Annotated in this window: 17 protein-coding genes and 2 pseudogenes; 9 read left to right on the top strand and 10 right to left on the bottom strand. The window is 69.1% G+C overall.

Annotated elements, in window-relative coordinates:
* Positions 1 to 58 precede the first annotated feature (58 nt).
* The 7 genes from H9L22_RS11930 to H9L22_RS11905 are packed head-to-tail and all read right to left on the bottom strand — an operon-like array spanning position 59 to position 3,875.
* On the bottom strand, positions 59 to 781 hold the full coding sequence (locus tag H9L22_RS11930; RefSeq protein WP_264292443.1) for a suppressor of fused domain protein: 723 nt from the start codon (positions 779 to 781) through the stop codon (positions 59 to 61).
* Positions 782 to 807: 26 nt separating this feature from the next.
* Positions 808 to 1,131: a suppressor of fused domain protein gene (locus H9L22_RS19745; RefSeq protein ID WP_264292442.1), complete on the bottom strand. Its 324-nt coding sequence runs from the start codon at positions 1,129 to 1,131 to the stop codon at positions 808 to 810.
* Positions 1,132 to 1,151: 20 nt separating this feature from the next.
* Positions 1,152 to 2,099: a hypothetical protein gene (locus H9L22_RS11925; RefSeq protein ID WP_187720117.1), complete on the bottom strand. Its 948-nt coding sequence runs from the start codon at positions 2,097 to 2,099 to the stop codon at positions 1,152 to 1,154.
* 57 nt (positions 2,100 to 2,156) lie between these two features.
* Entirely contained in the window at positions 2,157 to 2,810 is a 654-nt protein-coding gene (locus H9L22_RS11920; RefSeq protein WP_187720116.1) for a hypothetical protein, read from the bottom strand.
* Positions 2,811 to 2,813: 3 nt separating this feature from the next.
* Positions 2,814 to 3,287 carry a WXG100-like domain-containing protein gene (locus tag H9L22_RS11915; RefSeq protein WP_455431979.1) on the bottom strand — a complete coding sequence of 158 codons (474 nt, stop codon included), beginning with the start codon at positions 3,285 to 3,287 and terminating at the stop codon, positions 2,814 to 2,816.
* 10 nt (positions 3,288 to 3,297) lie between these two features.
* A complete protein-coding gene (locus H9L22_RS11910; protein WP_187720114.1) occupies positions 3,298 to 3,624 on the bottom strand; it encodes a hypothetical protein in 327 nt (108 codons plus the stop codon).
* Positions 3,621 to 3,875, bottom strand: coding sequence for a hypothetical protein (locus H9L22_RS11905; RefSeq protein ID WP_187720113.1), 255 nt, complete (start codon positions 3,873 to 3,875; stop codon positions 3,621 to 3,623). Before H9L22_RS11905 ends, H9L22_RS11910 begins: the two co-directional genes overlap by 4 nt.
* Positions 3,876 to 4,366: 491 nt before the next feature.
* Between H9L22_RS11905 and H9L22_RS11900 the strand changes: the two genes are divergently transcribed.
* A complete protein-coding gene (locus tag H9L22_RS11900) occupies positions 4,367 to 9,079 on the top strand; it encodes a DUF11 domain-containing protein (protein ID WP_187720112.1) in 4,713 nt (1,570 codons plus the stop codon).
* Positions 9,080 to 9,136: 57 nt separating this feature from the next.
* On the opposite strand, the gene H9L22_RS11895 is transcribed toward H9L22_RS11900, so the two are convergent.
* Positions 9,137 to 11,680 carry a helix-turn-helix transcriptional regulator gene (locus H9L22_RS11895; protein WP_187720111.1) on the bottom strand — a complete coding sequence of 848 codons (2,544 nt, stop codon included), beginning with the start codon at positions 11,678 to 11,680 and terminating at the stop codon, positions 9,137 to 9,139.
* Positions 11,681 to 12,228: 548 nt separating this feature from the next.
* Positions 12,229 to 14,955 (bottom strand): helix-turn-helix transcriptional regulator, encoded by a 2,727-nt coding sequence (locus tag H9L22_RS18985; protein WP_226965825.1) that lies wholly within the window; start codon positions 14,953 to 14,955, stop codon positions 12,229 to 12,231.
* Between the two features lie 230 nt (positions 14,956 to 15,185).
* Between H9L22_RS18985 and H9L22_RS11885 the strand changes: the two genes are divergently transcribed.
* The 6 genes and pseudogenes from H9L22_RS11885 to H9L22_RS20475 all read left to right on the top strand — a co-directional run.
* On the top strand, positions 15,186 to 16,703 hold the full coding sequence (locus H9L22_RS11885) for a sugar ABC transporter ATP-binding protein (RefSeq protein ID WP_187720110.1): 1,518 nt from the start codon (positions 15,186 to 15,188) through the stop codon (positions 16,701 to 16,703).
* Entirely contained in the window at positions 16,700 to 17,695 is a 996-nt protein-coding gene (locus H9L22_RS11880) for an ABC transporter permease (protein WP_226965824.1), read from the top strand. Before H9L22_RS11885 ends, H9L22_RS11880 begins: the two co-directional genes overlap by 4 nt.
* 79 nt (positions 17,696 to 17,774) lie before the next feature.
* Entirely contained in the window at positions 17,775 to 18,830 is a 1,056-nt protein-coding gene (locus tag H9L22_RS11875) for an ABC transporter substrate-binding protein (protein WP_187720109.1), read from the top strand.
* 116 nt (positions 18,831 to 18,946) lie between these two features.
* On the top strand, positions 18,947 to 20,710 hold the full coding sequence (locus H9L22_RS11870; RefSeq protein ID WP_187720108.1) for an L-fucose isomerase: 1,764 nt from the start codon (positions 18,947 to 18,949) through the stop codon (positions 20,708 to 20,710).
* An 86-nt stretch (positions 20,711 to 20,796) separates the two neighbouring features.
* Positions 20,797 to 22,206, top strand: coding sequence for a rhamnulokinase (locus tag H9L22_RS11865; protein ID WP_187720107.1), 1,410 nt, complete (start codon positions 20,797 to 20,799; stop codon positions 22,204 to 22,206).
* Positions 22,203 to 22,304: pseudogene (locus H9L22_RS20475) on the top strand (LacI family DNA-binding transcriptional regulator); the annotation flags it as partial. The gene H9L22_RS11865 and the pseudogene H9L22_RS20475, both read left to right, overlap by 4 nt.
* Positions 22,305 to 22,351: 47 nt before the next feature.
* Here the strand turns inward: H9L22_RS20475 and H9L22_RS11855 are convergent.
* Positions 22,352 to 22,693, bottom strand: a complete 342-nt coding sequence (locus H9L22_RS11855; protein WP_187720106.1) for a hypothetical protein — start codon at positions 22,691 to 22,693, stop codon at positions 22,352 to 22,354.
* Between H9L22_RS11855 and H9L22_RS20470 the strand changes: the two are divergent.
* A pseudogene (locus H9L22_RS20470) lies at positions 22,617 to 23,135 on the top strand (substrate-binding domain-containing protein); the annotation flags it as partial. The gene H9L22_RS11855 and the pseudogene H9L22_RS20470 sit on opposite strands and share 77 nt — an antisense overlap.
* Before the next feature lie 64 nt (positions 23,136 to 23,199).
* Complete coding sequence (locus H9L22_RS11850) at positions 23,200 to 23,643, top strand: RbsD/FucU family protein (protein ID WP_187720105.1); 444 nt, start codon at positions 23,200 to 23,202, stop codon at positions 23,641 to 23,643.
* Positions 23,644 to 23,666: the final 23 nt, after the last annotated feature.

Here is a 23,666-nt window from a genome sequence, read left to right as displayed (position 1 = left end):
TGCGCGGAGCCAGCAGAGTGCCCGCCCGAGCCAGAGCCATGTTCGGCAGCCGGGACGACTAGCCGATCCGCTCGATGACCTTGCCGTCCTGGTCCTTGATCCCCGTGACCAGGACCTCGATCGTCAGGTCATCGAAGCCGGGGATCCGGTAGCTGCCTGCCCGCGGAACCAGGAGGTCGGACAGCATCGCCACCGACTCGGGGGAGAGCGTCACCTCCAGCGTCTCGCCGTCCTCCGCGACGGCGCCCCTGTCACCCGGCTGGAACAGCACCCGCTGCTCCCCGCCCGCGACCAGGAGCTGACGACCGAACGGCAGCCGCAGCGGCAACAGCAGCCCGATCTCCGGGGCCTGACGGGCGCCGACGGAGACCACGTGGCCACCCTTGCGGAAGAGACGCTTCCGCTTTTCCCAGCCCAGCTTCTCGACGAAAACGGCGCCCGTGTGCGACCCGTTGCGGGCCGAACCCTCGTCGATCCGGCGGGCGATCTCCGGGTCGTCCATCAGACTTGGCCGGTCAAGGTCGGTGACGTAGAGCGGGAGCCGGTCGCCGAACACTGCCAGCACGTCGCTGCCGGTCCAGCGGGTGATCGCCTTCTCCTCGTCCTCGGTGATCCCCACGACCTGGAGGAACTCGAACCGGCCGTTGGGGGAGTCGACGGGCGGCAGCTCCGGGTCGGGCGCAAACGCGATCGAGCGGAGCAGCGTGTCCGACTCCAGAACGATCGGCCCGTTCAGCCCCATGGAGTGTCCGACGGCGAAAGCGTTTCCCGTGCGGAACACGTAGCGCGCCACGTTCTGCAGCAGGTTCAGCGCCGCGCCCGGCTGGGGAGCTGACCGGACTCCTCCGGGGCGGCCAGCCGCATCGTCAGCTCGAACCCGAAGCCGCTGGTCTCGGGGTCGTCGGTCTCCTTGCCGAACAGCTCGGTGAAGCCGTAGGTCACGAAGTGCCAGTGCGGCACCGGGTCCGTGCGCCTGTAGACGCTGATGCCCTGGAGCGGGTTGTTGCCACCGGCCATGCCGGGGAGCGAGCCGTAGTGGCCCGGCTCCTGCTCGGGGTAGAGGGGGAGCAGGGCCGCGTCGATCGCGTCCCAGCCCGGGGCGGAGTCGTCGTCCGGGATCTCGTCGGTCATGGCGCCAGTCTGCCCCCCGATCAGTCGGTGGGGATGCCAGCGGCCACCAGCGTGTTCCAGGCCTCGTCCTCGTCCTCGAAGACCTCCCGACCCGCCAGCAGGTACGCCGACGTGTAGGCCTCGACCGCTCCGGGGGTGTTGCCGAGCCCGCGTTCGGCGTCGCCGAGGCGCAGCCACACGTAGGCGTTGCCGCGACCCTCGGCCGACTGCAGCGCGTATTGCAGGGCCCGCTGGGCTTCGTCGTACTGCGTCAGCGCAAGAAGCGCGTCGCCCAGCGCCGCGTACAGCTGGACGGCGGCCTCCCACTGCGCGATCGGCTCGGGCAGCAGCCGGAGGGCCTTGACGTACTCCTCCGCGGCCGCCTGCGGCGCCTCGAGGTCGGAGAAGTTGTCGCCAGCCTCGCTCAGGGCCAGGAGCCGCTGGTAGACGGAGTCCTCCAGCTCGAGGCCACCGGTGCCGCCGACGCCGGGCGCGGGGATGTCGATCTCCCAGCCGGCCGGGCCGACCGGGAACTTCGGGGTGGTCTCGGTGGGGACGTAGTCGCGGTGGAACCGCTGCAGTTCCTTGTCGCCGTCGAAGGCCCGGTTGCCGAGGACCTTGTACTGGGCGTCGAGATAGGCGTAGGCGAGGTCGTGGTGGCCGCCCTTGTAGAACAGTCGTGCCTTGAATCCGTCGACGTAGATCTGGCTCGACTCGTCGTCGAGCGAGTACGCCTTCTCCATCCGGTCGATCCACCTGGCCGCCGCGGAGAGGTCGCCGCTCTTCAGCGCCAGGGTGGCGCCGGCCGTGGTCAGGCCCTGGTCGTAGTAGTCCCACGTGCCCTTGGGGTCCGGCAGCGCGTCCCAGCCCTCCTCGAGAGAAGCCAGCGCCCCGGGGAGGTCACCGGCGTCCTCCCGGTCGTAGGCCTGCTGGATCAGCTGATCGATGAGCCCGGCCTCGTCGGCCGGGAGCTGCGGCTTGCTGTTCATGGGGCGATCCTAGGGCTCGGGGGTGCTCGGTGGGTGGGCTGTGGCGGGGCCTGGGGCCTACAGGTTCTTCATCATGTCCAGGATGGTCGCCTTGGCCTTGTCGTCCAGCACGATCCCATCGGGCAGCTTGAGCGGTGGCTGGTACCGGGCGCCGGCCGCGCCGAGCTCCCGACCTGCCGCCTGGTTCACGTCGCTCAGCTGGAGCCTGTAGTTCGCCGGGTCGAGCATCCAGTCGCGGACATCCTTGGAGCGCGGCTCCGTGAAGCGACCGACGTTGTTCCAGTAGGTGACGGCGTCGACGGGCGAGTGCCCCATGTCGAACGACTTGTACGGGAACCACTCTCCACTCTCGGGCGATTTGATCATCACCCGATCGAGCTGCGCCTTCGTCCAGGTTGACGGGTCTCCCTTGGGGAGGTTGCGCACCGAGGACGGATTCTCCTTGGACATCCGCTCGAGCACGTCACGCCCGGTCTTCGAGAACTTGCTCGGGGTCGCGCCGAGGAACTTCTGCCGACGCTTCGTCACCCCAGCCCACTTCTTCGCAGCGGCAGCCTCCAGTTGATCGAGCTGCTTGAGCGCCTTCGCCCCGGCGTCGTCGGCCGCCTTGACGGCGCGCCCCGCCTTCTTGAAGTGGAACAGGTCCCCGACGACGCGGCGGAAGATGCCGCCGTTGACGAGCTTGATGACATGCTTCGAGTACTTCGCCATGGTTCAGCCCGCCAGCAGCTTCTCGACGGCGATGTTGATGGCCGCCTCGATCGCCCACTTCGCCGCCTGTCGCGCCGCCACGACACCCGCCGAGGCGAGTCCCGCGGTAGCGACGGCCGCCGCGATGGCATAGGCGAGGATCGCCAGTTGCGCCATCACTGCGATCTTCAGCGCCAGGACGATGCCGCCCGCGATGTCGTTGGCGACGGCGACGCGGCCGGTGGCCTGCTGGAAGTCAAGCAGCGACTGCAGATTGCCGTCGTCGCCGTGCATGTAGGAGCCGAAGTTGTCGGCGGCGCGACCCCGGTTCTCCGCCTCGACCCGCCGGATCCCGCGCTCGATGTCCGCGGCGAGCGCCGAGCAGTCGGCCCCGAGAGCGCGCCAGTCGCCGGCCCAGGCGAACAGGACAGACTCGTCGGAGGCGGGCCATTCGTAGCCCACGTACTCAAGGGCCTGCCGGAGCCAGCCCGGAAGCATCAGTCCCACGTCAGTTGCCCCCGATCAGCGCGGCCAGTTGGGTGTTCGTCTCCTCGATGGCCGCGTAGTTCTCGCCGGTCACCCGCATGTTCTCCGCTTCGATGCCGAACCCCTCGGCCATGCCGACGACCGCCTCCTGCGCGGCCGATGTGAGGACGGGCAGGATCATCGACAGCGCCGTGTCCGCCAGCGTGCCTCCGTTGTTGCAGCCGAGCCTGCCGAGGTCGCCGCACCGCTCGACGATGGACAGCGCCCTCCTGGCGAGGGCCTCTGCCGTGGCGTCGACGTCCGCCGCCCCACGCGACCACGACTGCGGGGAGAACCGGATCTCGCTCACAGCTCGTCCAGCCGTGCGGTGATGCGGTCCATGTCGGCCTTGTAGCCGGCCAGCACGTCGCGCTGCATGCGGGCGACCTCGCTCTGGACCTGCGCCATCCCCGGCATGTCCTCGGTTCCCGCCAGCACAGCCTCCCGGGCGAGCGCCGTCGCCTCGTTGACGGCCTGGCGCACGGCTTCGGCGAGTTCCGCGGGGCGCAGCCGGATCGGCTGGGCGATGTCGATCGAGATGATCTCGTCCGGGGAGGCCACGACGGTGATGCCGTCGGGGTGCTCACGCGGAACTCCTCAGCGATGTCGTCGCGTCCGGTCGCCGGCGCGATGCGGCCGGTATCCGCGATGTAGTCCATCACCTGCGACACAGCTGCGTCGAGGGATGCTGACCTGTGGGAATCTGCCATGGAACATGCCTCCTTGGAGGGAACCTAACAGCGCCGGAGGGCCAGTCCGGGGGAGATGACGGCGGATCTGGGGTCGCGTACTCACCTGCCATCCGAGGCCCGTACGGGGGCTACTGGGGTTACTACCAGGATTCCGACTATTCCCTGATCTGACCTTCCGTCAGTCAGTGTGGTGAGCGAGACTCAGACCAACATCTTTTGGGAGAGAGATGCGGTCGCGGGGGTCAACCCTGCCCTTGGCGACCCGGGGGAAGGGGTGCCCTAATGTTGGCACGCGAAAAAACACTTTCTAGGCTCCGGACGGGCCTCACTCTTGCGGCAGGCGCGGCGCTCATAGCGTCCATGGCCGCAGTGCCAGCAAGCGCAGCGGACATCCCGCTGGCAGGCGGCGGGACCCTCCAGACGCGGTTCGAGATCGACGGCAACATGGACGGCGCCAACGACTGGAACGGCATCTTTGCCACGCCTTATGGGCCCAACGGCACCAGCACAGGCATCCTGGATGTCGTGGACGGCTCGGAGCCGTGCAACGGCTCGAATGACGACGTCTTCGTCTCCGGCACGAAGCTCGACAACGCCACCTGGCCCCTGGTCACGGGTGGAGCCAACAAGAAGTCCGACCTCTGCCGCAGCGGCGCCGCCTACGAGATCGTGCGGGTCAACGGTCAGCAGCACATCATCCTCTACCAGTACTGGACCCGGAATCCCGAGGGCACCGGGGACCTCACCGTCTACCAGGTACTCGAGGGACCCCAGCCTGGCAGGGCCGACGACTACCTGATCGAGTTCGACTACGACTCGAAGGGCGCGGGCGGAGTCGCCATTGACGCTCTAGGCTGGAACGGCAGCAAGTGGGTCTCCACTCCCGGCAGCGTCATCTACCAGGCCAAGGCGGGCCAGGTCACCGCCACGGACAAGGTAGGGACCTTCGGTGAGATGGCCATCGACCTGACTGCGTCCGGCCTGCTCCCCGAGGACGGCTGTGTTGTGACGGCCACTGGCCCAGTGATGACACGCACCGGCGAGTCCCAGTCTGCCTCGCTCGTCGATCATTTTGCAGGCGAGCCGATGCAGCTCACTTCCTGTACGTCTCTCTCCGTGACCAAGGTCGTCGAGGGTGCCGTCCCCGCCGGCCAGCAGTTCGACTACTCCATCGTCCAGGTCGACGGGAAGCCCGTGCACGACGACAAGCTCACCGGCACCGTCCAGGACACCGACATCTCCACCTCGTCCATCACCGCCAAGATCGGCGCGGGCGACACCCACACCTGGAACAACGTCATCGCCCAGCCCGACTATCTGGTCAGCGAGGACACGAGCACGCTGCCCGCAGGGGTCACGCTCGACACCATCGAGTGCACCTACACCGACCTGTACCAGGTCGGCCGACCCCGGGTGACGACCACCATCTACGAGAACGACGAGTACACCGGCCACGAGTTCGCGCTCTTCCCCAGCTCCACGGGCATCGATCCGGCGGCCTGCACGATCACCAACGTCGCCACCTCGCTGACCCTCAACAAGAACCTCGTCAACGACCACGGCGGCACGGCCACGCTGAACGACTTCACGCTGACGGCGACCCCCGTCGGCGGAGGCGCCGCCGTCATCAACGGGCCCGACCCGTCCGCCTCTGCTGACGAAGGTGTCACCGCGCTCGTCGCGCCCGGGAGCTTCACCCTCTCCGAGACCGAGAACGATGGCTACGCGCAGGGCACCTGGTCCTGCACGCCAGCCTCGGCGCTGAACGGCAACGTCGTCACCGTCGCGGCCCGGGAGTCCGTCTCCTGTGTGATCACGAACGACGACAAGCCGGCGAAGCTGACGCTCGTTAAGGACGTCACGAACCAGTGGGGCGGCACCGCCGTCGGCACCGACTTCACGCTGACGGCGACCGGCCCGGTGACCATCAGCGGAGCCGAGGGCGCCGTGACCGTGACAGCGGCCGAGGTACCGATCGGCGACTACGTCATCGGCGAGACCGCGATGGCCGGCTACGAGCTGGAGTCCGTGACCTGCACGGGCGCCACGTTCAACTCCGACACGGACACCGTCACCCTGACGCCGGGCGGCGAGGCCACCTGCACCGTCAGCAACGTCGATCTCCCCGGCAGCCTGAAGCTGATCAAGGAGGTCAGCAACGACAACGGTGGCACCCTGGAGCCGACCGAGTGGACCCTGACGGCGACCGGCCCCACCACGGGAATCACTGGTACGACGCCCGTCGAGGCCGCCAAGGTCATCGCCGGCGACTACGCCCTGAGTGAGACCGGCCCCGCCGGCTACGAGGGCCTGGCGTGGGAGTGCACCGGTGGCACGCTGACGGAAAGCACCGTCTCCGTCGCCAACGGTGCCGACGTCGTCTGCACCATCGTCAACGACGACATCGCTCCGAAGCTGACGCTGATCAAGACTGTCGTCAACGACAACGGTGGCCAGAACCCGGCTACGGCGTGGACGCTGAACGCGAGCGGTCCGTCGTCCGTCACCGGCGCCACAGGCTCCGATGCTGTGACGGGCGTGAGCGTCGACGCGGGCAGCTACACCCTGTCCGAGTCGGGCCCCGCCGGCTACTCCGCTTCGGCGTGGTCCTGCACGGGTGCCTCGCTCACCGGCTCCCAGGTGACGTTGGCCCCCGGTGACGTCGCCGTCTGCTCGATCACCAACGACGACATCGCTCCGAAGCTGACGCTGGTCAAGACCGTCACCAACGACAACGGCGGCCAGGCCCTCCCCGGTGACTTCACCCTGACGGCGACCGGCCCGACCCCCATCACGGGCGTCACCGGCGCCACCGCTGTCACCGGCGCCACCGTCAATGCTGGCCAGTACGCCCTGAGCGAGACCAACCTCGACGGCTACGCCGCCGGCGCCTGGTCCTGCGAAGGTGGCGGCATCCTCGACGGCAGCACCCTCGGCCTGCTCCCCGGCGAGGATGTCACCTGCACCATCAACAACGACGACATCGCGGCCAGCCTCACGCTGGTCAAGGAGGTCGTCAACGACGACGGTGGCACCGCCGTCCCGACCGACTGGACGCTGTCCGCTGACGGCCCCACCCCGATCAGCGGCGTCAACGGCGAGGCCGTCATCACGGCGGCCGGCGTCGCAGCCGGAAGCTACGACCTGTCCGAGTCCGGACTCGACGGCTACGCAGCGTCCGCCTGGACCTGCACCGGCGGCACGCTGACCGGCTCCACCGTCGCAGTCACGAACGGGGCCGAGGTCGTCTGCACCATCGTCAACGACGACATCGCTCCGAAGCTGACGCTGGTCAAGGAGGTCACCAACGACGACGGTGGCACGCTGACTCCGGCGGACTTCCCGTTGACGGCGACGGGCCCGAGCACCATCACCGGTGTCACCGGTGAGGTTGCCGTCACGGGCGCGGACGTGTCCGCGGGTGAGTACACCTTGTCGGAGGCCGGTGTCGCCGGTTATGCGGCGGGTGACTGGTCCTGCACGACCGAGTCGCTCGACGGCGAGACGCTGACGCTGTTCCCGGGCGAGGAGGTGACCTGCACCATCGTCAACGACGACATCGCTCCGAAGCTGACGCTGGTCAAGGAGGTCACCAACGACGACGGTGGCACGCTGACTCCGGCCCACTTCCCGTTGACGGCGACGGGCCCGAGCACCATCACCGGTGTCACCGGTGAGGTTGCCGTCACGGGTGCCGTGGTCAAGGCGGGTGAGTACACCTTGTCGGAGGCCGGTGTCGCCGGTTATGCGGCGGGTGACTGGTCCTGCACGACCGAGTCGTTCGACGGCGAGACGCTGACGCTGTTCCCGGGCGAGGAGGTGACCTGCACCATCGTCAACGACGACATCGCTCCGAAGCTGACTTTGGTCAAGGAGGTCGTCAACGACGACGGTGGCAACGCCGGGGTGGCCGACTTCGTGCTGACCGCCGAGGGCGCCGACACCATCACCGGTCTCACCGGTGAGGTTGCCGTCACGGGTGCCGTGGTCAAGGCGGGTGAGTACACGCTGTCGGAGGCCGGTGTCGCCGGTTATGCGGCGGGTGACTGGACCTGCACGACCGAGTCGTTCGACGGCGAGACGCTGACGCTGTTCCCGGGTGAGGAGGTGACCTGCACGATCGTCAACGACGACCTGCCCGTCGACCTCAGCATCTTCAAGGACGACGGCGACGTCTCGGTCAAGCCGGGCGAGCAGTTCGACTACACGATCACCGTCTACAACGTGGGTGAGCGCGACGTCGACGCAGACGAGCCGGTCATCGTCACCGACCTGCTGCCGGAGTACCTGCACTTCGTCTCCGGGCCCGAGACCTGCACCGCAGTCGGCTCCACGGTCACCTGCACCGTGGATCCCGCCGACCTGCCCTCGGGTGGCGAGCACATGATCGTGCTCACCGTCGAGGTCGACCTGGCCGCCGATCCGGGCGTCTACGTCAACAAGGCGGTCGTGGAGACCGAGGATGATCCGGCCCCGGAGAACCCCGAGTGCCCCACCGTCGTCCAGCGCAGCGCCCAGCCCGAGAACAACGTCGACTGTGAGGAGACTCCCGTCGTCGGCGATCCCGGCCTGGAGATCGTCAAGGCCGTCTACGAGGCCTCGGAAGAGACCTGGGTGCCGTCTGACGGGAAGGCCGAGTTCGGTGACAGCATCCGCTACCGCCTCAGCATCACCGCGACAGGAGACCTGACGGAGAAGGGCGTCGTCGTCACCGACGTGCTCGACTCGCAGCTCCGCTACGCCGCCGCCGACTGCGCGACGCACCTCCCGTGCGACGTGACGTTCGACCCGGCCACGCGGAAGGTCTCCGTCAATGTCGGCGACCTCGCCCCCGGGGCGACGGTCGACGTCTGGCTGACGGTGACCCTCCCGCCGGCACCGCCGCAGGCAGCCGGCACCACGGTGACGGCGGTCGTCCCGAACGTGGCCATGGCCGCGTCGAAGGCGTCGCCTGAGGCGCCGTCGAACAAGGTGATCACGGAGCTGAAGCGCACCACGCCCCCGGTGCCGCCGAAGCCGACGCCCCCGAAGCCCGGTCTCCCGTCGACCGGCGCTGACGGCGCAGCCGCCTGACGGACAACGTGGGCCCCGGCAACCGCCGGGGCCCACGTCGCTTTCTGCTGCCTGCCGTCAGCCGCCCGTCAGGTGCGGCAGGAGGTCGCGCAGCTGCCTGCGGGAACGGGTCCGGAGCTTCCGCAGCACGTTGTTCGCGTGATACTCGGCGGTGCGGACCGACACGTACAGCCGGTCGGCGATCTCCTTGTTGCTGAGGCCAGCGGCGATCAGTGCCGCCACCTCCAGCTCGCGGGCCGTCAGGTCCGGCAGCAGGAGGTACATCGGGGTCGATCCATCCTCCGGGATAGCCGGGGAAGTCGTGCTCAGCGCGGCGTGCAGGTGCTCGAGGCGGGCACCCCAGGGGCCCGCTCCGCAACTGGCGAGCAGGGCCTCGGCCCGCTCCAGGGTGCGCAGCGCGGCGACAGGATCGACCGGGTGCTCGATCGTCAGCAGCATCCAGTCTTCGGCCAGCACCGGGAGGAAGATGCGCAGCCCTCCGCCCGGCTGTTCGGCGATCTGGGTGTCGAGCGCCGCGAGCGCCTCGCCGAACAGTCTGTGGGCTTCGGCGGCCTGCCCGCTTCCGTAGGCCAGCAGGGCATCGGCATGGGCGAGGACGTAGGCCTTCGCCGTCGGCTCGTAGTCCGTCGACTCCAACTGCTCCCGCGCGGCACGGGCCGCCGCGATGTTGCCCGCCCGCACGTGTCCACGGACCCGCAGCGCACCCGTGGCGTAGGCGCCGGCATGGGAGAGGACCCGTGCCTCCCAGATCTTGTCGACGCACTGGGCGAGGTCGGCAGGCGAACCGCCGGTGGACACGTTGGCCCAGGCCAGCGCCAGCTGGTGACACACATCGGCGAGCGATGCGATCCGCGGGGCGCTCCTCCAGCTCAGGTAGGTGTCGACGCGGGTCGTCTCACCTCGACCGGCGGGGACCAGCGCCGCCATGGAGAAGGCCTGGTGCCAGTAGCTGGCCGGCAGGGTGTCGAGCGTCGTTGTCAGCTGGGCCTCGGCGAGGCTGTCGGCGGCGCCCCAGTCGCCGTTCATGAAGCAGATGTTGGCCAGCGCCAGGTCGGCATGAAGCCGGAGGTGAGGGACGGTGAAGGGGAGCGGGCCCGCCATCGAGGAGCGTGCCGCGGCCAGGTTGCCGGCCAGGTAGTCGGTCAGCGCCGTCATCACGCGGGCCAGCGGGCCCGCGAGCCGGGCGATGCCCTGCGCTGTGGCCCGGGTGCTGAGATCCGCCACTGCGGTGAGCCGCTCCGCCGCGGACAGGGCGGGGTCGTTGGCCAGGTGGAGCATCTCCAGGGAGACGGCGATCAGCCCCAACTCCTCGGCGAGGGCCTCGTCGTCGGTCTCGGTGGCCCGCACGCGCAGGACCTCGATCAACGGTGCGAAGGGCGGGATGAGGTGGCTCTCGTTCTGCACGGCCGCCTCCGTGGCGACCTGGAGCACGGCGAGGGCGTGGATCAGGAGGTCGGGCGACACGGGCACGAGGTTCGCGTCGAGGCGCAGGAGCCGGTGGGCTGCGGGCTGGACGCCGGCCCGCTCCAGCTCCAGGATCGCGATCGCCGCCGTCCGTGCTGCCGAGGCGGGCAGATTGTGCAGGTGGTCCTCCAGGTCGAGGATCCTGGCGGGCCGTCCCGCGCGGAGGGTGGCCAGGACCGCTTCGGCCAGCAACTGGGGGTCAAGGGCGACGCCCAGCTCTGCCACCCGGAAGGCGTGGCTCAGGTCCCCCTGTGCGTGAGCCTCGTCCAGCAGGCCACGGACCGTGGCGAGCACGGCCGGTGCAGTCGTGGCGTCGGCGGCAGCCACTCGATGTTCCAACGCCTGCAGGCCGCTGAGGATCTGCGCCAGCGCGGCGTGCCCTGCCCGGGCCTCTGCCCAGGGAACCTGATCGAGGAGGTCGCGCTGGACCAGCCGGTGACGCATCCGCAGGCGCGAACCGTTCCGGTCCACCAGCCCGCCCGCGAGGAGAAGATCGAGCCGGAGGTCGGGGAGATCCCGGAGACGGAGCACTTCTCCGAGCTGGCCCAGAGACAGTTCGCTCGCCTGGGCGAGCGCGACCAACGCCGCCCGTTCCGATGGCCGTGCCCCGGTGAGGACCGCGGCGACGTGTTCCCCGAGGACCTCGCTGCCGACCGTGTGGCTGGCCATCCGCCGCAGCGCTGCGGTCATCGTCGTCGCCGGATCCCCCATGCGCAACTGATCCACGAGCGAACTCAGCAGCACCGGGTACCCGCCGCTCGTCGCGACGATCCGGTCGAGGGATTCCCCTTCGACCGGCATGCCCAGCCGGCTGTGCAGGTAGTCGGCCACCTCCCCGGCGTTGAAGGGGGACAGCTGGAACACGCGGCCGCGTTCGGGGGACCGGAGCAGCAGGCCGAGCCCGTCCAACAGGGGGCCGGCGCCTGGAACGCTGGTGACCAGCAGCAGTACGGGGGCCTCCCGGAGCCGCCGGACCACCTGCCAGAGGATGCGCTGGGACGCGTCGTCCACCCAGTGCGCGTCCTCGAGCCGGATGCACTCGGGGCCGTGGGCGGCCAGGCCGCGCAACAGGTCGATGGCGGGACGGTCGCCGAGTTCCACACCCAACTGTTCCGCCAGGTCGCGCACCGTCGCCATGGGCTCAGAGAGGTCCTCGGGTAGGCGTCCAACTGGAGGATCGGGAGGCAGGAGGCCGCGGCGGCTGCGCCGGCGAGCGTGGACTTCCCGACGCCCTCGGCGCCGACCAGCCAGGCGATCCTGGCTCCGGACGTGGCAGCGCGGGCGAGGGCAGCAAGATCCGCGAGCTGCACCCGCCGCCCCGTGATCATCTTTCGTCACCCCTTTGTGGCCTTTCGGCCACCATATCCCCAGCATCCGACGGTGACGACCCCACGTCGAAAGATACCTACTGACGTTCGGCAACCCGTCCGGTGGGCGACCGTGGCGGAACACTACCGGGATGCTTGGTGTGATACCTGGTAGTTCTACCGGAATCGTTTCCCTGGGGTTGGCGCGGGGTCCGGAAGGCGGCATGCTTATCTGCGGGGGGAGACCCTAAGAGCGGAGAAGTTCGGCTGGCACCAGGAAGATCGTCGGGGGACGATCGCAAACCTGCGGTGACCTGCGCACCCGGATGGGGAAGGCGCGTCCCAGACCCAGACGAACTCTCCGCTCGCCAGGGCCTGTCAGCGGCCGGAGGCGGCGAAGACGCCGTGGAGCCGCGCGCGCGATGACACCTGCAGCTTCGTCATCGCATTGTGCACGTGGTACTCGGCTGTGCGTACGGTGACGAACAGCTGCGACGCGATCTCCTTGTTGGTGAGCCCCGAGGCGGCTAGCGACGCGACTTCCCGCTCCCGGCTCGTCAGCGACTCGAGCCGGTGGCGAGCGGCGGGGACGGAGTGCGTCGCGGGGAGACCTGCGGCGAGCCTGGCCAGCCGGTCCCTCCAGGCGCCGGCGCCGTTCGCCGCCAGCAGACGGGTGCTCTCGGCGAGCAGGTAGATCGCAGCTGCCGAGGGGGTCCCGCCTGCGGCGAGGGTGGAGCGTACCCAGTCCTCGGCGAGCACGATCCGGTACACGCGCAGAGTCGCCCGGGGATGTGCCGCCTCATGCGCATCGAGATGGTCCACTGCCTCGGTGAACAGGCGCTCCGCTGCGGTGGCGTCGCCCGCGGCGGCCGCCAGCATGGCGTCACTGTGGGCGAGGGCGTAGTCACGTGCCCTCCGCTCGTAGGGCTCGGTCAGGATCGCGGACCGTGCCGCGGCGGCGCCGTCCAGGTTGCCTGCCCTCGCGTGCGCCGAGACGCGCAACGCCCCGGAGGTGAGGGAGCCTGTGTAGGAGATGAGGCCCGCATGCCAGACCGGATCGAGAAGAGCGGCGACGACATCCCCCTGGTCCCCGCGGGCGATCGCCTGCCAGGCCAGCGTCAGGTTCCGTTGCGCCTCGCCCACCGATGCGACCGTGGCTGACGCCTGCCAGTCCAGGTGAGTGCGGACGACGTCGTCCTCCCCCCGCACCGCGGGAACGAGACTCGCGACCGCGAACGCCTGCTGCCACGTGCCGACCTCGAGCGCGTCGAGCGCGTTGCCGAGTTGCCGGTCGGCCAGAGTGTGCGCGCGGTCCCAGTCGCCGTGCAGGAAGGCGAGCGTGGCCTGGGTGAGCTGGGTCTGCAACAGCAGCATCGGGGGGAACAGCGGACCGGTGAGCTTCAGCTCCTCGTGCGCCGCGGAGAGATCGCCCACCACGTAATGCAGGATTCCGGCGAGGGAGGAGACGAGCGGGGCCACCGCGGCGGTCCGGGGATCGGCGGCAGCGCGGTCCGCCAACGCCAGCAGAGGCTCGATCCGCTCCGCGGGCGGTACCCGGTCGTCGAAGGCGTGCACGATCAGGGCCTCGAGCACCACGGCGTTGAGGGCCAGCTCGGCCGCCTGCCAGGGAGGCAGGGTCGTGTCGTTCGAGCGGTCCCGGAGCGTGACCAGCAGGGGGCGGAAGGCGTCGCGGAGCGGCGGGGTCGACTCCAGGAGGGAGCGCATCACGAGGTGGACGCAGGCCTGGGTGAGGATGACCAGTTCCCGGGGGTCGGCGATGGCGGCAGGGTCCAGGCGGGTGAGGCGCTCGACCGCTGACGTGACGTCGAGCTGCTCAGTGTCGAGCAGTGCCTCCACGGACGTCCGCAGGACGGAGGGGGGAAGGTCGGCGAGGTCGTCGGCGATGTCGAGCAGCCTGGTGGGGCGGCCGGAACGCAGCGCGGCGAGCACGACCTCGATGGTGACCGAAGGGTCGAGCCTGGAGGCCAGGTGGGCCAGCCGGAAGGCGAGCGTCAGGTCGTGCTGCGCGTAGGCGTCGATCAACCGGACCTGCAGATCGGCCAGGACGGCAGGGGCCTCGGCCGGGCCGGCGGCGGCCACTGCATGATCGAGGGCCTCGAGACCGCCGAGTACCTCGGCGAGCGCAGCGTGCGAGTCGCGTGACTCGGTCCACGTCGCATGGTCGAGGATCTCGCCGGCGGCCCCCTTGTACCGGAGACGGACCAGCTGCGGGCCGCTGCGTTCGACCAGCCCCGAGTCGGTCAGCGAGGCCGCGCCGGTGTCGGGGAGGGACTGGGCTTCCAGGATCTTGCCCAGCTGTGCGGTGCTGAGGTCGCCGGACTGGGCGAGGGCGATCAGCGAGGCGCGCTCGGTCGGTGAGGCGGTGGCCATGACGGTGGCGACGTGGTCGCGGACCAGGCCGCTGCCGCGGTGACGGGTCGTCAGTGTGTTCAGGACGGTGCGGACGTTGACAGCGCGTCCGGCCAGCCGCAGCTGGTCCACCAGTGAGGAGAGGAGCGCGGGTGAGCCGCCCGTGATGGCGTGGGCGCGGATGAGGGCATCGCCTTCGACGGGGAACCCGAGCTCGGTCCGGAGGAAGTCGGCGGTCTCCGCCTCCGTGAACTCGGGGATCCGGATGAGCCGGCCCCGGTCCGGCGACCGGAGCAGGAGCGACAGGCCGTCGAAGAGGGGGCCGGACTCGGCCGTGCTCGTCACGATCATCCACACGGGCAGGAGGCGGCTGCGCCGCACGACCTGCCACAACACCTGCTGTGAGGCCTCGTCCATCCACTGGGCGTCCTCAAGGAGGATGCAGCAGGGACCGGCCGCCTCCAGCGCCCCCAGCAGGCTGCGGGAGGGTTCGGCCTCGTCAAGGCCGACGCCGAGCAGGGCGCCCAGTTCCCTGACGGCCGCCAGCGGGTGATCGCGGTCCTCGGGGTAGACGTCGATGTGGTGGACAACCCGGCCCGACTGGGCGGATGCGGCGCGCGCCAGCGTCGACTTTCCGACGCCCTCCGTGCCCTGCAACCAGGTGACGACGCCGGTGCGGCGCTCGGAGCCTGCCAGGATCAGCTCAGCCAGCTGCCTGTTCCGCCCGATCAGCATCTTCGCCCCTTCCGCCACAACCCGTAAAGATACACGTCAGGCCCGGTTTGGGGCAGCGAAACCGAGCCCGGTCCGACACCCGGACGGCAGGGTGCCGGTGTGCCTCAGGGGCGTCGCCCATCACGATTCGGTAACACCGCTTGGTGTTGCCAGAGGGGTCTGCTAGCGTTAACATCGTTCTTACCGGGTCACGGCAGACCCGGCGGACGAAGGTACGAAGGAGTATCCGGGTGAGCAAGCTGCTTGAGCTGAAGAACGTCTCCAAGACGTTCCCAGGCGTGAAGGCCCTGCAGGGGGTGAATCTCGATCTGATGTCTGGTGAAGTCCTCGGCCTCTGCGGAGAGAACGGAGCCGGCAAGTCGACCCTCATGAAGATCCTGACCGGGATCTACACACCTGATCCGGGTGCCGAGATCTGGCTGCAGGGGACGCAGGTCGAGGTGCACGACGTCAATCACGCCCGGTCCCTCGGGCTGAGCATCATCCACCAGGAACTCAACATGGTTCCCGACCTCACGGTCGCGCAGAACCTGTACATCGGTCGGCCCGGCAGTCACCGTCGCGGTTTCATCAACGACGCGGCACTCAACAAGCGGGCCGGGGAGCTGTTCGACCGCCTCGGGATGCACCTCGATCCCAAGGCGCTGATCCGCGACCTGTCCGTCGCCCGGCAGCAGATGGTCGAGATCGCCAGGGCGCTGTCGTACGACTCGCGCATTCTCGTGATGGACGAGCCGACCGCGGCGTTGACCGTGGCGGAGACCGACGCGCTGTTCGGCATGATCCGCGACTTCGTCACCCCTGAGACCGGGCTCATCTATATCTCCCACCGCATGCCCGAGATCGAGGAGATTACCGACCGGGTCTCGGTGCTGCGTGACGGCCAGTACGTCGGCACAGTCACCACCAAGGAGGTCGAGATCCGCGAGATCATCTCGATGATGGTGGGCCGTGAGGTCTCCGGCGACGCCCGTCCCCGCACGGAGGTCACCAGCGACGAGGTCGTCCTCAAGGTGGAGAACCTCTCCACCAAGAAGCTGCTCGAGGACATCAACTTCGAGGTGCGCCACGGCGAGGTTCTCGGGTTCGCCGGTCTGATGGGCGCCGGCCGCACGGAACTTGCCCGCTGCGTCTTCGGGGCTGACCCGCGCCAGAGCGGCACGATCAGCGTGCATGGCAAGGAGATCGCGATCCGCGGCGCCTCGGATGCGGTGCGTGCAGGCATCGGCTACCTGTCGGAGGACCGCAAGACCTTCGGTCTGCTGCTCGACCAGGACATCAAGGCCAACACCGTCATGGCGGCCATGCGTGACTTCAGCATCGGCGGGTTCGTGCTCGACGGGAAGATCCGCACCGTCGGCACGGAGTACTCGGAGCTCTTGAAGGTGAAGACGCCCAGCGTCAACCAGCTGCTGGGCAAGTTGTCCGGTGGCAACCAGCAGAAGGTCGTCATCGCCAAGTGGCTCGTGCGCAACTGCGACGTCCTCATCTTCGACGAGCCGACCCGCGGCATCGACGTGGGTGCCAAGGAGGAGATTTACGAGCTCATCGAGCAGCTCTCCGCCCAGGGCAAGGCCATCATCGTCATCTCGTCCGAGCTCCCGGAGGTGCTGCGCGTCGCGCACCGCATCGCCGTCATGGCGCAGGGACGCATCACCGGCATCCTCGACAACGCGGATGCCACCCAGGAAAACATCATGGAGCTCGCCACCGTCGGCAAGCCCCGCATGGAAGGAAGCGCCGCGTGAGCACCACCGCAGCCACCACGACCCCCTCGAGGGTCAAGACGATCGCCCAATCGTCTCTCCAGCAGATCTTCGTCTTCGCTGCACTGATCGTCGTCTACGTGTTCTTCATGATCATGGCCAACGGCTTCGCGGCACCCGGGATCCTGCCCGACATCCTGCTGCGCGCAGCCCCGACGGGTGTGATGGCGCTCGGCGCCACCTTCGTGATCGCCACCGGCGGCATCGACCTCTCCGTGGGAACCGGACTCTCCCTGGCCGCGGTCATGACCGCCTTCTTCCTGGGTGGTGACTTCCTGAACCTCCCGCTCGCGCTGGGCCTGCTGCTCGCCCTGCTCTTCGGCGGCCTCGTCGGGCTCGCCAACGGCCTCAACATCTCGTTCCTGGGATTGCCGCCGTTCATCGCCACATTAGGCATGATGCTCGTGGCGCGCGGCCTGGCGCTGGTCATCTCCGACACGCGCCCCATGAAGATCGAGAACCCCGACTTCCGGGTGTTGTCGACGACCACGACCATTCCTGGCATCCCCAACGCCGCCGTCATCTTCATCGTGCTGGCCATCATCGCCGCGGTGATCCTCAACAAGACCCTGCTGGGCCGTTACGCACTGGCCATCGGCTCCAACGAGGAGGCGACCCGCCTCTCCGGTGTCAACGTCAAGTTCTGGAAGACCATCGTCTACGTCACCGCAGGCATCTTCATGGCGGCGGGCGCGGTGCTCTACGCCGCCCGCACCGGTGTGGTGCAGCCCGCCGAGGGCCTCGGCATGGAGCTCAACGTGATCGCGGCAGTGGTCATCGGCGGCACCTCGCTGGCCGGCGGCCGGGCCAACATCCTCGGCACCCTCGTCGGTGCCCTCCTCATGCAGACCCTCATCACGGGCCTCCAGATGATGCAGGTCAACCAGTCCTGGCAGTTCGTCGTCACCGGCGTGATCGTCCTCGCCGCCGTGTTCGCCGACAACGTCCGCAGGAACCGGGCCCGCGCCATCTGACGACGGATCCGGCCCACCCCACTATCCGTAGCACCTCTTATCCGGGAGAACGAACTCCCGCCAACGAAAGGAAACCGCCATGCGCATGCTGCGCTCGACCATCGCAGTCTCCGCCGCGCTGATGCTCGGCCTGACCGCCTGCTCCACGTCCACCCCCGGCGGCACCCCCGCCCCGTCCGAGACCAAGCCGGCCACCAGTGCGCCGGCGGAGTCCACCCCGCCCGCCGAGTCGACCCTTCCGGCCGACGGTGAGATCCCGAAGGGTGACGGCACCCAGACGATCTACCTCGTTTCCAAGGGCTTCCAGCACCGCTTCTGGCAGGCCGTCAAGGAAGGCGCCGAGCAGGCCGGTGCCGAATACGGTTACAAGGTCGAGTTCGTCGGCCCTCCCAGCGAGAAGGACGTGACCATCCAGCTCGACCAGCTCGAGACCGCTCTGGCCACCAAGCCGGCCGCCATCGGGCTGGCTGCGCTTGACACCGCCGCCGCCACCGACGTTCTCGACCGCATCTCGGCCGCCAACATCCCGCTGGTCGCCTTCGACTCGGGCGTCGACTCCGACGCCCCGATCACCACGGTCCAGACCGACAACTACGCCGCCGCTCAGGAGGCCGCCAAGCACATGGCCGAGCTCATCGGCAACAAGGGGACCGTCGGCCTCGTCTGCCACGATGTCACGTCCCAGACCGGTAAGCAGCGCTGCGACGGCTTCCAGGACTGGATGAAGGACAACGCCCCCGACGTCAAGCTGCTCGAGCCGCTCGTCGCCGGATCCGTCGACGAGGCCACCAACGCCGCCAAGTCGCTGATCAACTCCACGCCGGACATCTCCGGTGTCTACGGCACCAACGAGGCCGCCGCCACCGGTGCCGTCCAGGCATCCATCGAGGTCAACAAGGCTGGTCTCCAGGTCGTCGGCTTCGACTCCGGCGAGATCCAGATGAGCGCCATCCGTGACGGCAAGCAGGCCGGCGCCATCACCCAGTCGCCGGTCAAGATGGGCTACGAGACGGTCACCGCCGCCATCAAGGCCATCAACGGCATGGAACTGCCGAAGATCATCGACTCCGGCTTCGCCTGGTACGACAAGAGCAACATCGACGATCCCGAGATCGCCGCGAACCTCTACGAGTGACCCGTGTGGGGTGGGCCCGGTCGATCCGGGCCCACCCCCACGACCACCAGCGGCCGGCCTGCTGACTCCTGCGCCGGAACCCCGAATACCCCAGCCCACACAAGAAGGTGTGATCCGTGACCAACTACCCCAAGATCGGCATCCGACCCATCATCGATGGCCGCCGTCGTGGAGTCCGCGAGAGCCTCGAGGACCAGACGATGAACATGGCCAAGCGGGTGGCGGAGCTCTACGAGTCCGAACTGCGTTACCCCGACGGCACCCCCGTTCAGGTGGTGATCGCGGACAGCACCATCGGCGGTGTCGCCGAGGCCCAGGCCGCCGGCGTGAAGTTCCGTCGCGAGAACGTCGGGCTCACCCTGTCCGTCACCCCGTGCTGGTGCTACGGCACAGAGACGGTGGACATGGACCGCAACATGCCACACGCCATCTGGGGCTTCAACGGTTCCGAGCGTCCCGGCGCCGTGTACCTGGCGGCCGCGCTCGCCGGTCACGCCCAGCTGGGCATCCCCGCCTTCGGCATCTACGGCGAGAACGTCCTCGACGCCGATGACGAGAGCATCCCCGAGGCCGAGAAGGACCGCCTCCTCGCCTACGCCCGCGCCGGCCTCGCCGTCGCGCAGATGCGCCACAAGTCGTACCTGGCGATGGGTGGCGTGTCCATGGGCATCGCCGGCTCCGTCGTCAAGGACGAGTTCTGGGTCAAGTACCTCGGCATGCGCAACGAGTACATCGACATGTCCGAGTTCGACCGCCGCGTCCGCGAGGAGATCTACGACAAGGACGAGTACGAGAAGGCCTACGCCTGGGTGCGGGCCAACCTGAAGCAGGGCCGCGACTTCAACCCCGAAGAGCAGCAGATGCCCGACCAGTACGACTCGTGGTGGGAATACTGCACCAAGATGACGCTGATCGCCCGCGACCTCATGGTCGGCAACCCGCGCCTGGCCGAGCTCGGCTTCGGCGAGGAGGCCAACGGCCACGGCGCCCTCGCGGCGGGCTTCCAGGGCCAGCGTCAGTGGACCGACGGCATGCCCAACGGTGACCTGATGGAGACCATCCTCAACACCACGTTCGACTGGAACGGCAAGCGCGCCCCCTACATGCTGGCGACCGAGAACGACGCCCTCAACGGCGCGTCGATGGTGTTCAACTACCTGCTGACCAACAAGTCACAGCTGTTCTCCGACGTCCGCACCTACTGGAGCCCCGAGGCCGTCGAGCGCGTCACGGGACACAAGCTCGAGGGACGCGCCGCCGGCGGCGTCATCGACCTGCGCAACTCCGGCTCGACCACCCTCGACGGCACGTTCGCGGCCACGCAGGACGGCGAGAACGTCATCAAGAACTGGTGGGAGCTCACCGACGAGGATTGCCAGGCGATGCTCGACGCGACCGAGTTCCACCCGGCCAACGTCGGCTACTTCCGTGGCGGCGGCTTCTCGACACACTTCCGCTCCGCGGGCGAGGTGCCGGTGACGATGTGCCGCATCAACCTGGTCGACGGGCTCGGCCCGGTCCTCCAGATCGCCGAGGGCTACACCGTCGAACTGCCCGACGAGGTCGCCACCACGATCGAGATGCGCACCGACCCGGCCTGGCCGACCACCTGGTTCGTGCCGAACATCACCGGCGAGGGTGCCTTCAGCAGCGTCTACGAGGTCATGAACCAGTGGGGCGCGAACCACGGGGCCATCTCGTACGGCCACATCGGTGCCGACCTGATCACGCTGGCCTCGATGCTGCGCATCCCGGTCAACATGCACAACGTGCCGGAGGAGAAGATCTTCCGGCCCAAGGTGTGGTCGTCCTTCGGGACGAAGGATCTCGAAGGTGCGGACTTCCGCGCCTGCGCGAACTTCGGCCCGCTGTACGCCTGACCTGATCCTGCGCCCCGGGCGCCCGGCTTTCCCTTTCGGCCGGGCGACCCGGGGCGCACCATCCCCACCCTTGGAAGGAGCGGCTCGTGCCGGTCACCGTCCTCGCCGTAGACCTCGGCTCATCCTCGGGCCGCGTCGTCGCCGGTACCTACCGCGACGGCCGCATCGACGAGGTCGAGGTGCGCCGGTTCCCCCACCGCGCCCGACACATCGACGGCTACCTGAGCTGGGACCTCGACTTCATCCGCGACGAGGTCGTCGCAGGACTCCGTGACGCCGTCGCGATGTTCCCCGACGCCATCAGCGTCTCCGTGGACACGTGGGGTGTCGACTACGTGCCGCTCGACGGAGACGGTCGCCCCGTCACACCCGGCCGTTGCTACCGCGACGACCGCACGACGCGGACCCTCGACGGGTACTGCGCCCGCCTCGACGACGAGGCCGCCTGGGCCGCCACGGGGATCGCGCCCGCCGTCATCAACTCCAGCAACCAGCTCTTCGCCTACCTGACCGAGGAGCCCGAGGCCGCCGGGCGCACCGAGCGCGTCCTGTTCCTCGCCGACTACTTCACCTTCCTCCTGACTGGGATACCCGGGTGGTCCCGCTCGCCCGCCTCCACCTCCGGACTCTGCGTCCCGGGCGCCGACGCCTTCTCCGGCGACGTGCTCGACGCCCTCGGCATCCCCGCCTCCTGGTTCGGCGCCGTCGCGCCCGAACACGCCGTCGTCGGGCCGTGCACCGTCGAGGGGCTCGGACAGTTGACGGTGGTGCGGGCCGGCGGCCACGACACCGCCTGCGCGGTGCACGCGCTGCAGCGCGACACCGCCCGCGACGCCTACTTCCTGAGCTGCGGCTCCTGGTCGGTGCTCGGTGTGCTGCGTGACGGGCCGCTGCTGTCCCAGGAGGCGAGGGAGCTGGGCATCTCCAACGAGGCCCGCGCCGACGCCGGGCTGCGGCCGCTGTTCAACCTGACGGGTCTGTGGATCCTCCAGGAATGCCAGCGCCAGTGGCGTGACGAGGGCCGCACGCACGACATCGTCGAACTGCTGCGGCTGGCGGAGGCCGCGCCGTCGACCGGGATCGTGATCGACACCGAGGATCCGCGGTTCGCGGTCCCCGACGCGATGGTCGACCGCGTGCGCGAAGTGATCGATGAGGCCGGTACCGGCCTCCCGACGCTCGATGAGGGGGCTATCGTTCGGGTCGTGCTGGAGTCCCTCGCCACCCGCTACGCCGACGGCGTCGCCGCCCTCGACGCGCTGACCGGCGCGCGCGTGCCGCAGTTGAATCTCGTCGGCGGCGGATCGCGCAACGCGCTGCTCTGCCAGTTGACGGCGGACGCCGTCGGCATGCCCGTCGTCGCCGGCCCGGTGGAGGCCTCCGTGCTGGGCTCGATGCTGGCCCAGCTCGAGGTGATGGGGCACCTGGCTCCGGCGGACCGCAACGCCGTTATCGGAGCCACCGCTTCGACCGTCCGTTACGATCCGGCGCGATGAGCCCAGCGGTCAGACGGGTCAACCTACGCGACGTCGCGGAGGCCGCTGGCGTCTCCATCCAGACGGTGTCGCGCGTGGTGCGCGGCGTCTCCGTCGTCGCGGAACCGACCCGGGAGCGGGTGATGACCGCCGTCCGCGAGCTCAACTACCAGCCGAACCTGGCGGCCAGGTCGCTGTCGGCCCACCGGACGGGCTCGGTGCACGTCATCGTGGCCGTGCCCCTGTTCCACGGCCACGCCGCCACCTTCGTGGCCATCTGCCAGCGACTGGCCGATCGTGGGCTCCACATCTCGACGACCGTGGTGCCACCGGGCGTCGGTCCCACCGCCGACGCGGCCGACCTGGTGCCGCTCAGCACCGACGGCATCATCATCATCGGCGGACGCACCGAGCCTGCGCCGTGGGTCGACGTGGTGTCGGCCGCCATCCCCACTGTGCTGGTCGGACGCATCCCGCACGGCGAGTCGCCCATGACGTCGGTCGCCATCGACCAGCACGAGGGTGCGGTGCACGCCGTCCGGCACTTGGCCGAACGTGGTGCCCGGAAGATCATCCACGTGTCCGGCCCGCTCGACTGGACCGATGCCGCCGAGCGTCACGCGGGCTATCTCGAGGCATGCGCCGAGCTGGGGCTGCCGACCACCGTGCTGGCCGCAGGCTCCTGGGATGCGGCGGCCGCGGTGCCCCTCATGGGGCAGCTGCCCGCCGACGCCGACGCCGTCTTCGCGGCCAACGATCAGCTCGCCATCGGCTGCCTCGGTGCCCTGCACCGTCGCGGCGTCGGGGTGCCCGCCGACGTCGCCGTCGTCGGCTTCGACGACATGGCCGGCGCGGACGCGCTCTGGCCGCCGCTGACCACGCTGCGGCAGGACTTCACCCGGCTGGGCGAGGTCGCCGTCGAGGCGTTGAGCGCCAAGCTCGAGGGGAGCCGTCGTCGTCGACGATGCTGCGGCCCACCCTCGTCGTCAGAGAATCCACCTGAAAGGAACAACCGTGCTCTACGGACCCATGACCCATCCCCAACTTCTCGGCGCGCTGGGCCGCGCCGGCCACGGCGGCCGGATCCTCATCGGCGACGGCAACTACCCGTCGATGAACGGCGTGAACCCGGCTGCCGAGCGTGTCTACCTCAACCTCGCGCCCGGGCTGCTGACGGTGAGCCAGATCCTCGACGTGGTCAAGGAGACGATCCCGGTCGAGGAGGTCTCCATCATGGTTCCCGCCGCCGACGCGACGGGCATCGAGCGCCCCGACAGCATCCCGGCCCACGACGAGTACCGGGCCACCATGGCGGGCGTGCCGTTCACCGAGATCCCCCGCTGGGACTTCTACGAGCTGGCGAAGTCGTCGGATGTGACGGTGTACATCGCGTCGGGCGACCAGCGCCTCTACGCCAACGTCATGCTCACCGTCGGGGTCCGCACCGCCGACCAGTGACGTCGTAGCGCGTTCCGCGGGCC

The organism is Tessaracoccus defluvii (assembly GCF_014489575.1).
Taxonomy (GTDB): Bacteria; Actinomycetota; Actinomycetes; order Propionibacteriales; family Propionibacteriaceae; genus Arachnia; species Arachnia defluvii.
Note: the sequence above shows the minus strand (reverse complement) of the source record. Positions and strands in the feature narration are given on the sequence as shown.

Coding starts and splice junctions, on each gene's coding strand:
- H9L22_RS11925 (WP_187720117.1), bottom strand. CDS start 2,099: ATGAACAGCAAGCCGCAGCTCCCGGCCGACGAGGCCGGGCTCATCGAT.
- H9L22_RS11875 (WP_187720109.1), top strand. CDS start 17,775: ATGCGCATGCTGCGCTCGACCATCGCAGTCTCCGCCGCGCTGATGCTC.
- H9L22_RS11915 (WP_455431979.1), bottom strand. CDS start 3,287: ATGCTTCCGGGCTGGCTCCGGCAGGCCCTTGAGTACGTGGGCTACGAA.
- H9L22_RS19745 (WP_264292442.1), bottom strand. CDS start 1,131: ATGACCGACGAGATCCCGGACGACGACTCCGCCCCGGGCTGGGACGCG.
- H9L22_RS11895 (WP_187720111.1), bottom strand. CDS start 11,680: ATGGCGACGGTGCGCGACCTGGCGGAACAGTTGGGTGTGGAACTCGGC.
- H9L22_RS11855 (WP_187720106.1), bottom strand. CDS start 22,693: ATGGCGACCGACGTCATGGGCGACTCGCCGTGCGGGATGCGTCCGACC.
- H9L22_RS18985 (WP_226965825.1), bottom strand. CDS start 14,955: ATGCTGATCGGGCGGAACAGGCAGCTGGCTGAGCTGATCCTGGCAGGC.
- H9L22_RS11900 (WP_187720112.1), top strand. CDS start 4,367: ATGGCCGCAGTGCCAGCAAGCGCAGCGGACATCCCGCTGGCAGGCGGC.
- H9L22_RS11920 (WP_187720116.1), bottom strand. CDS start 2,810: ATGGCGAAGTACTCGAAGCATGTCATCAAGCTCGTCAACGGCGGCATC.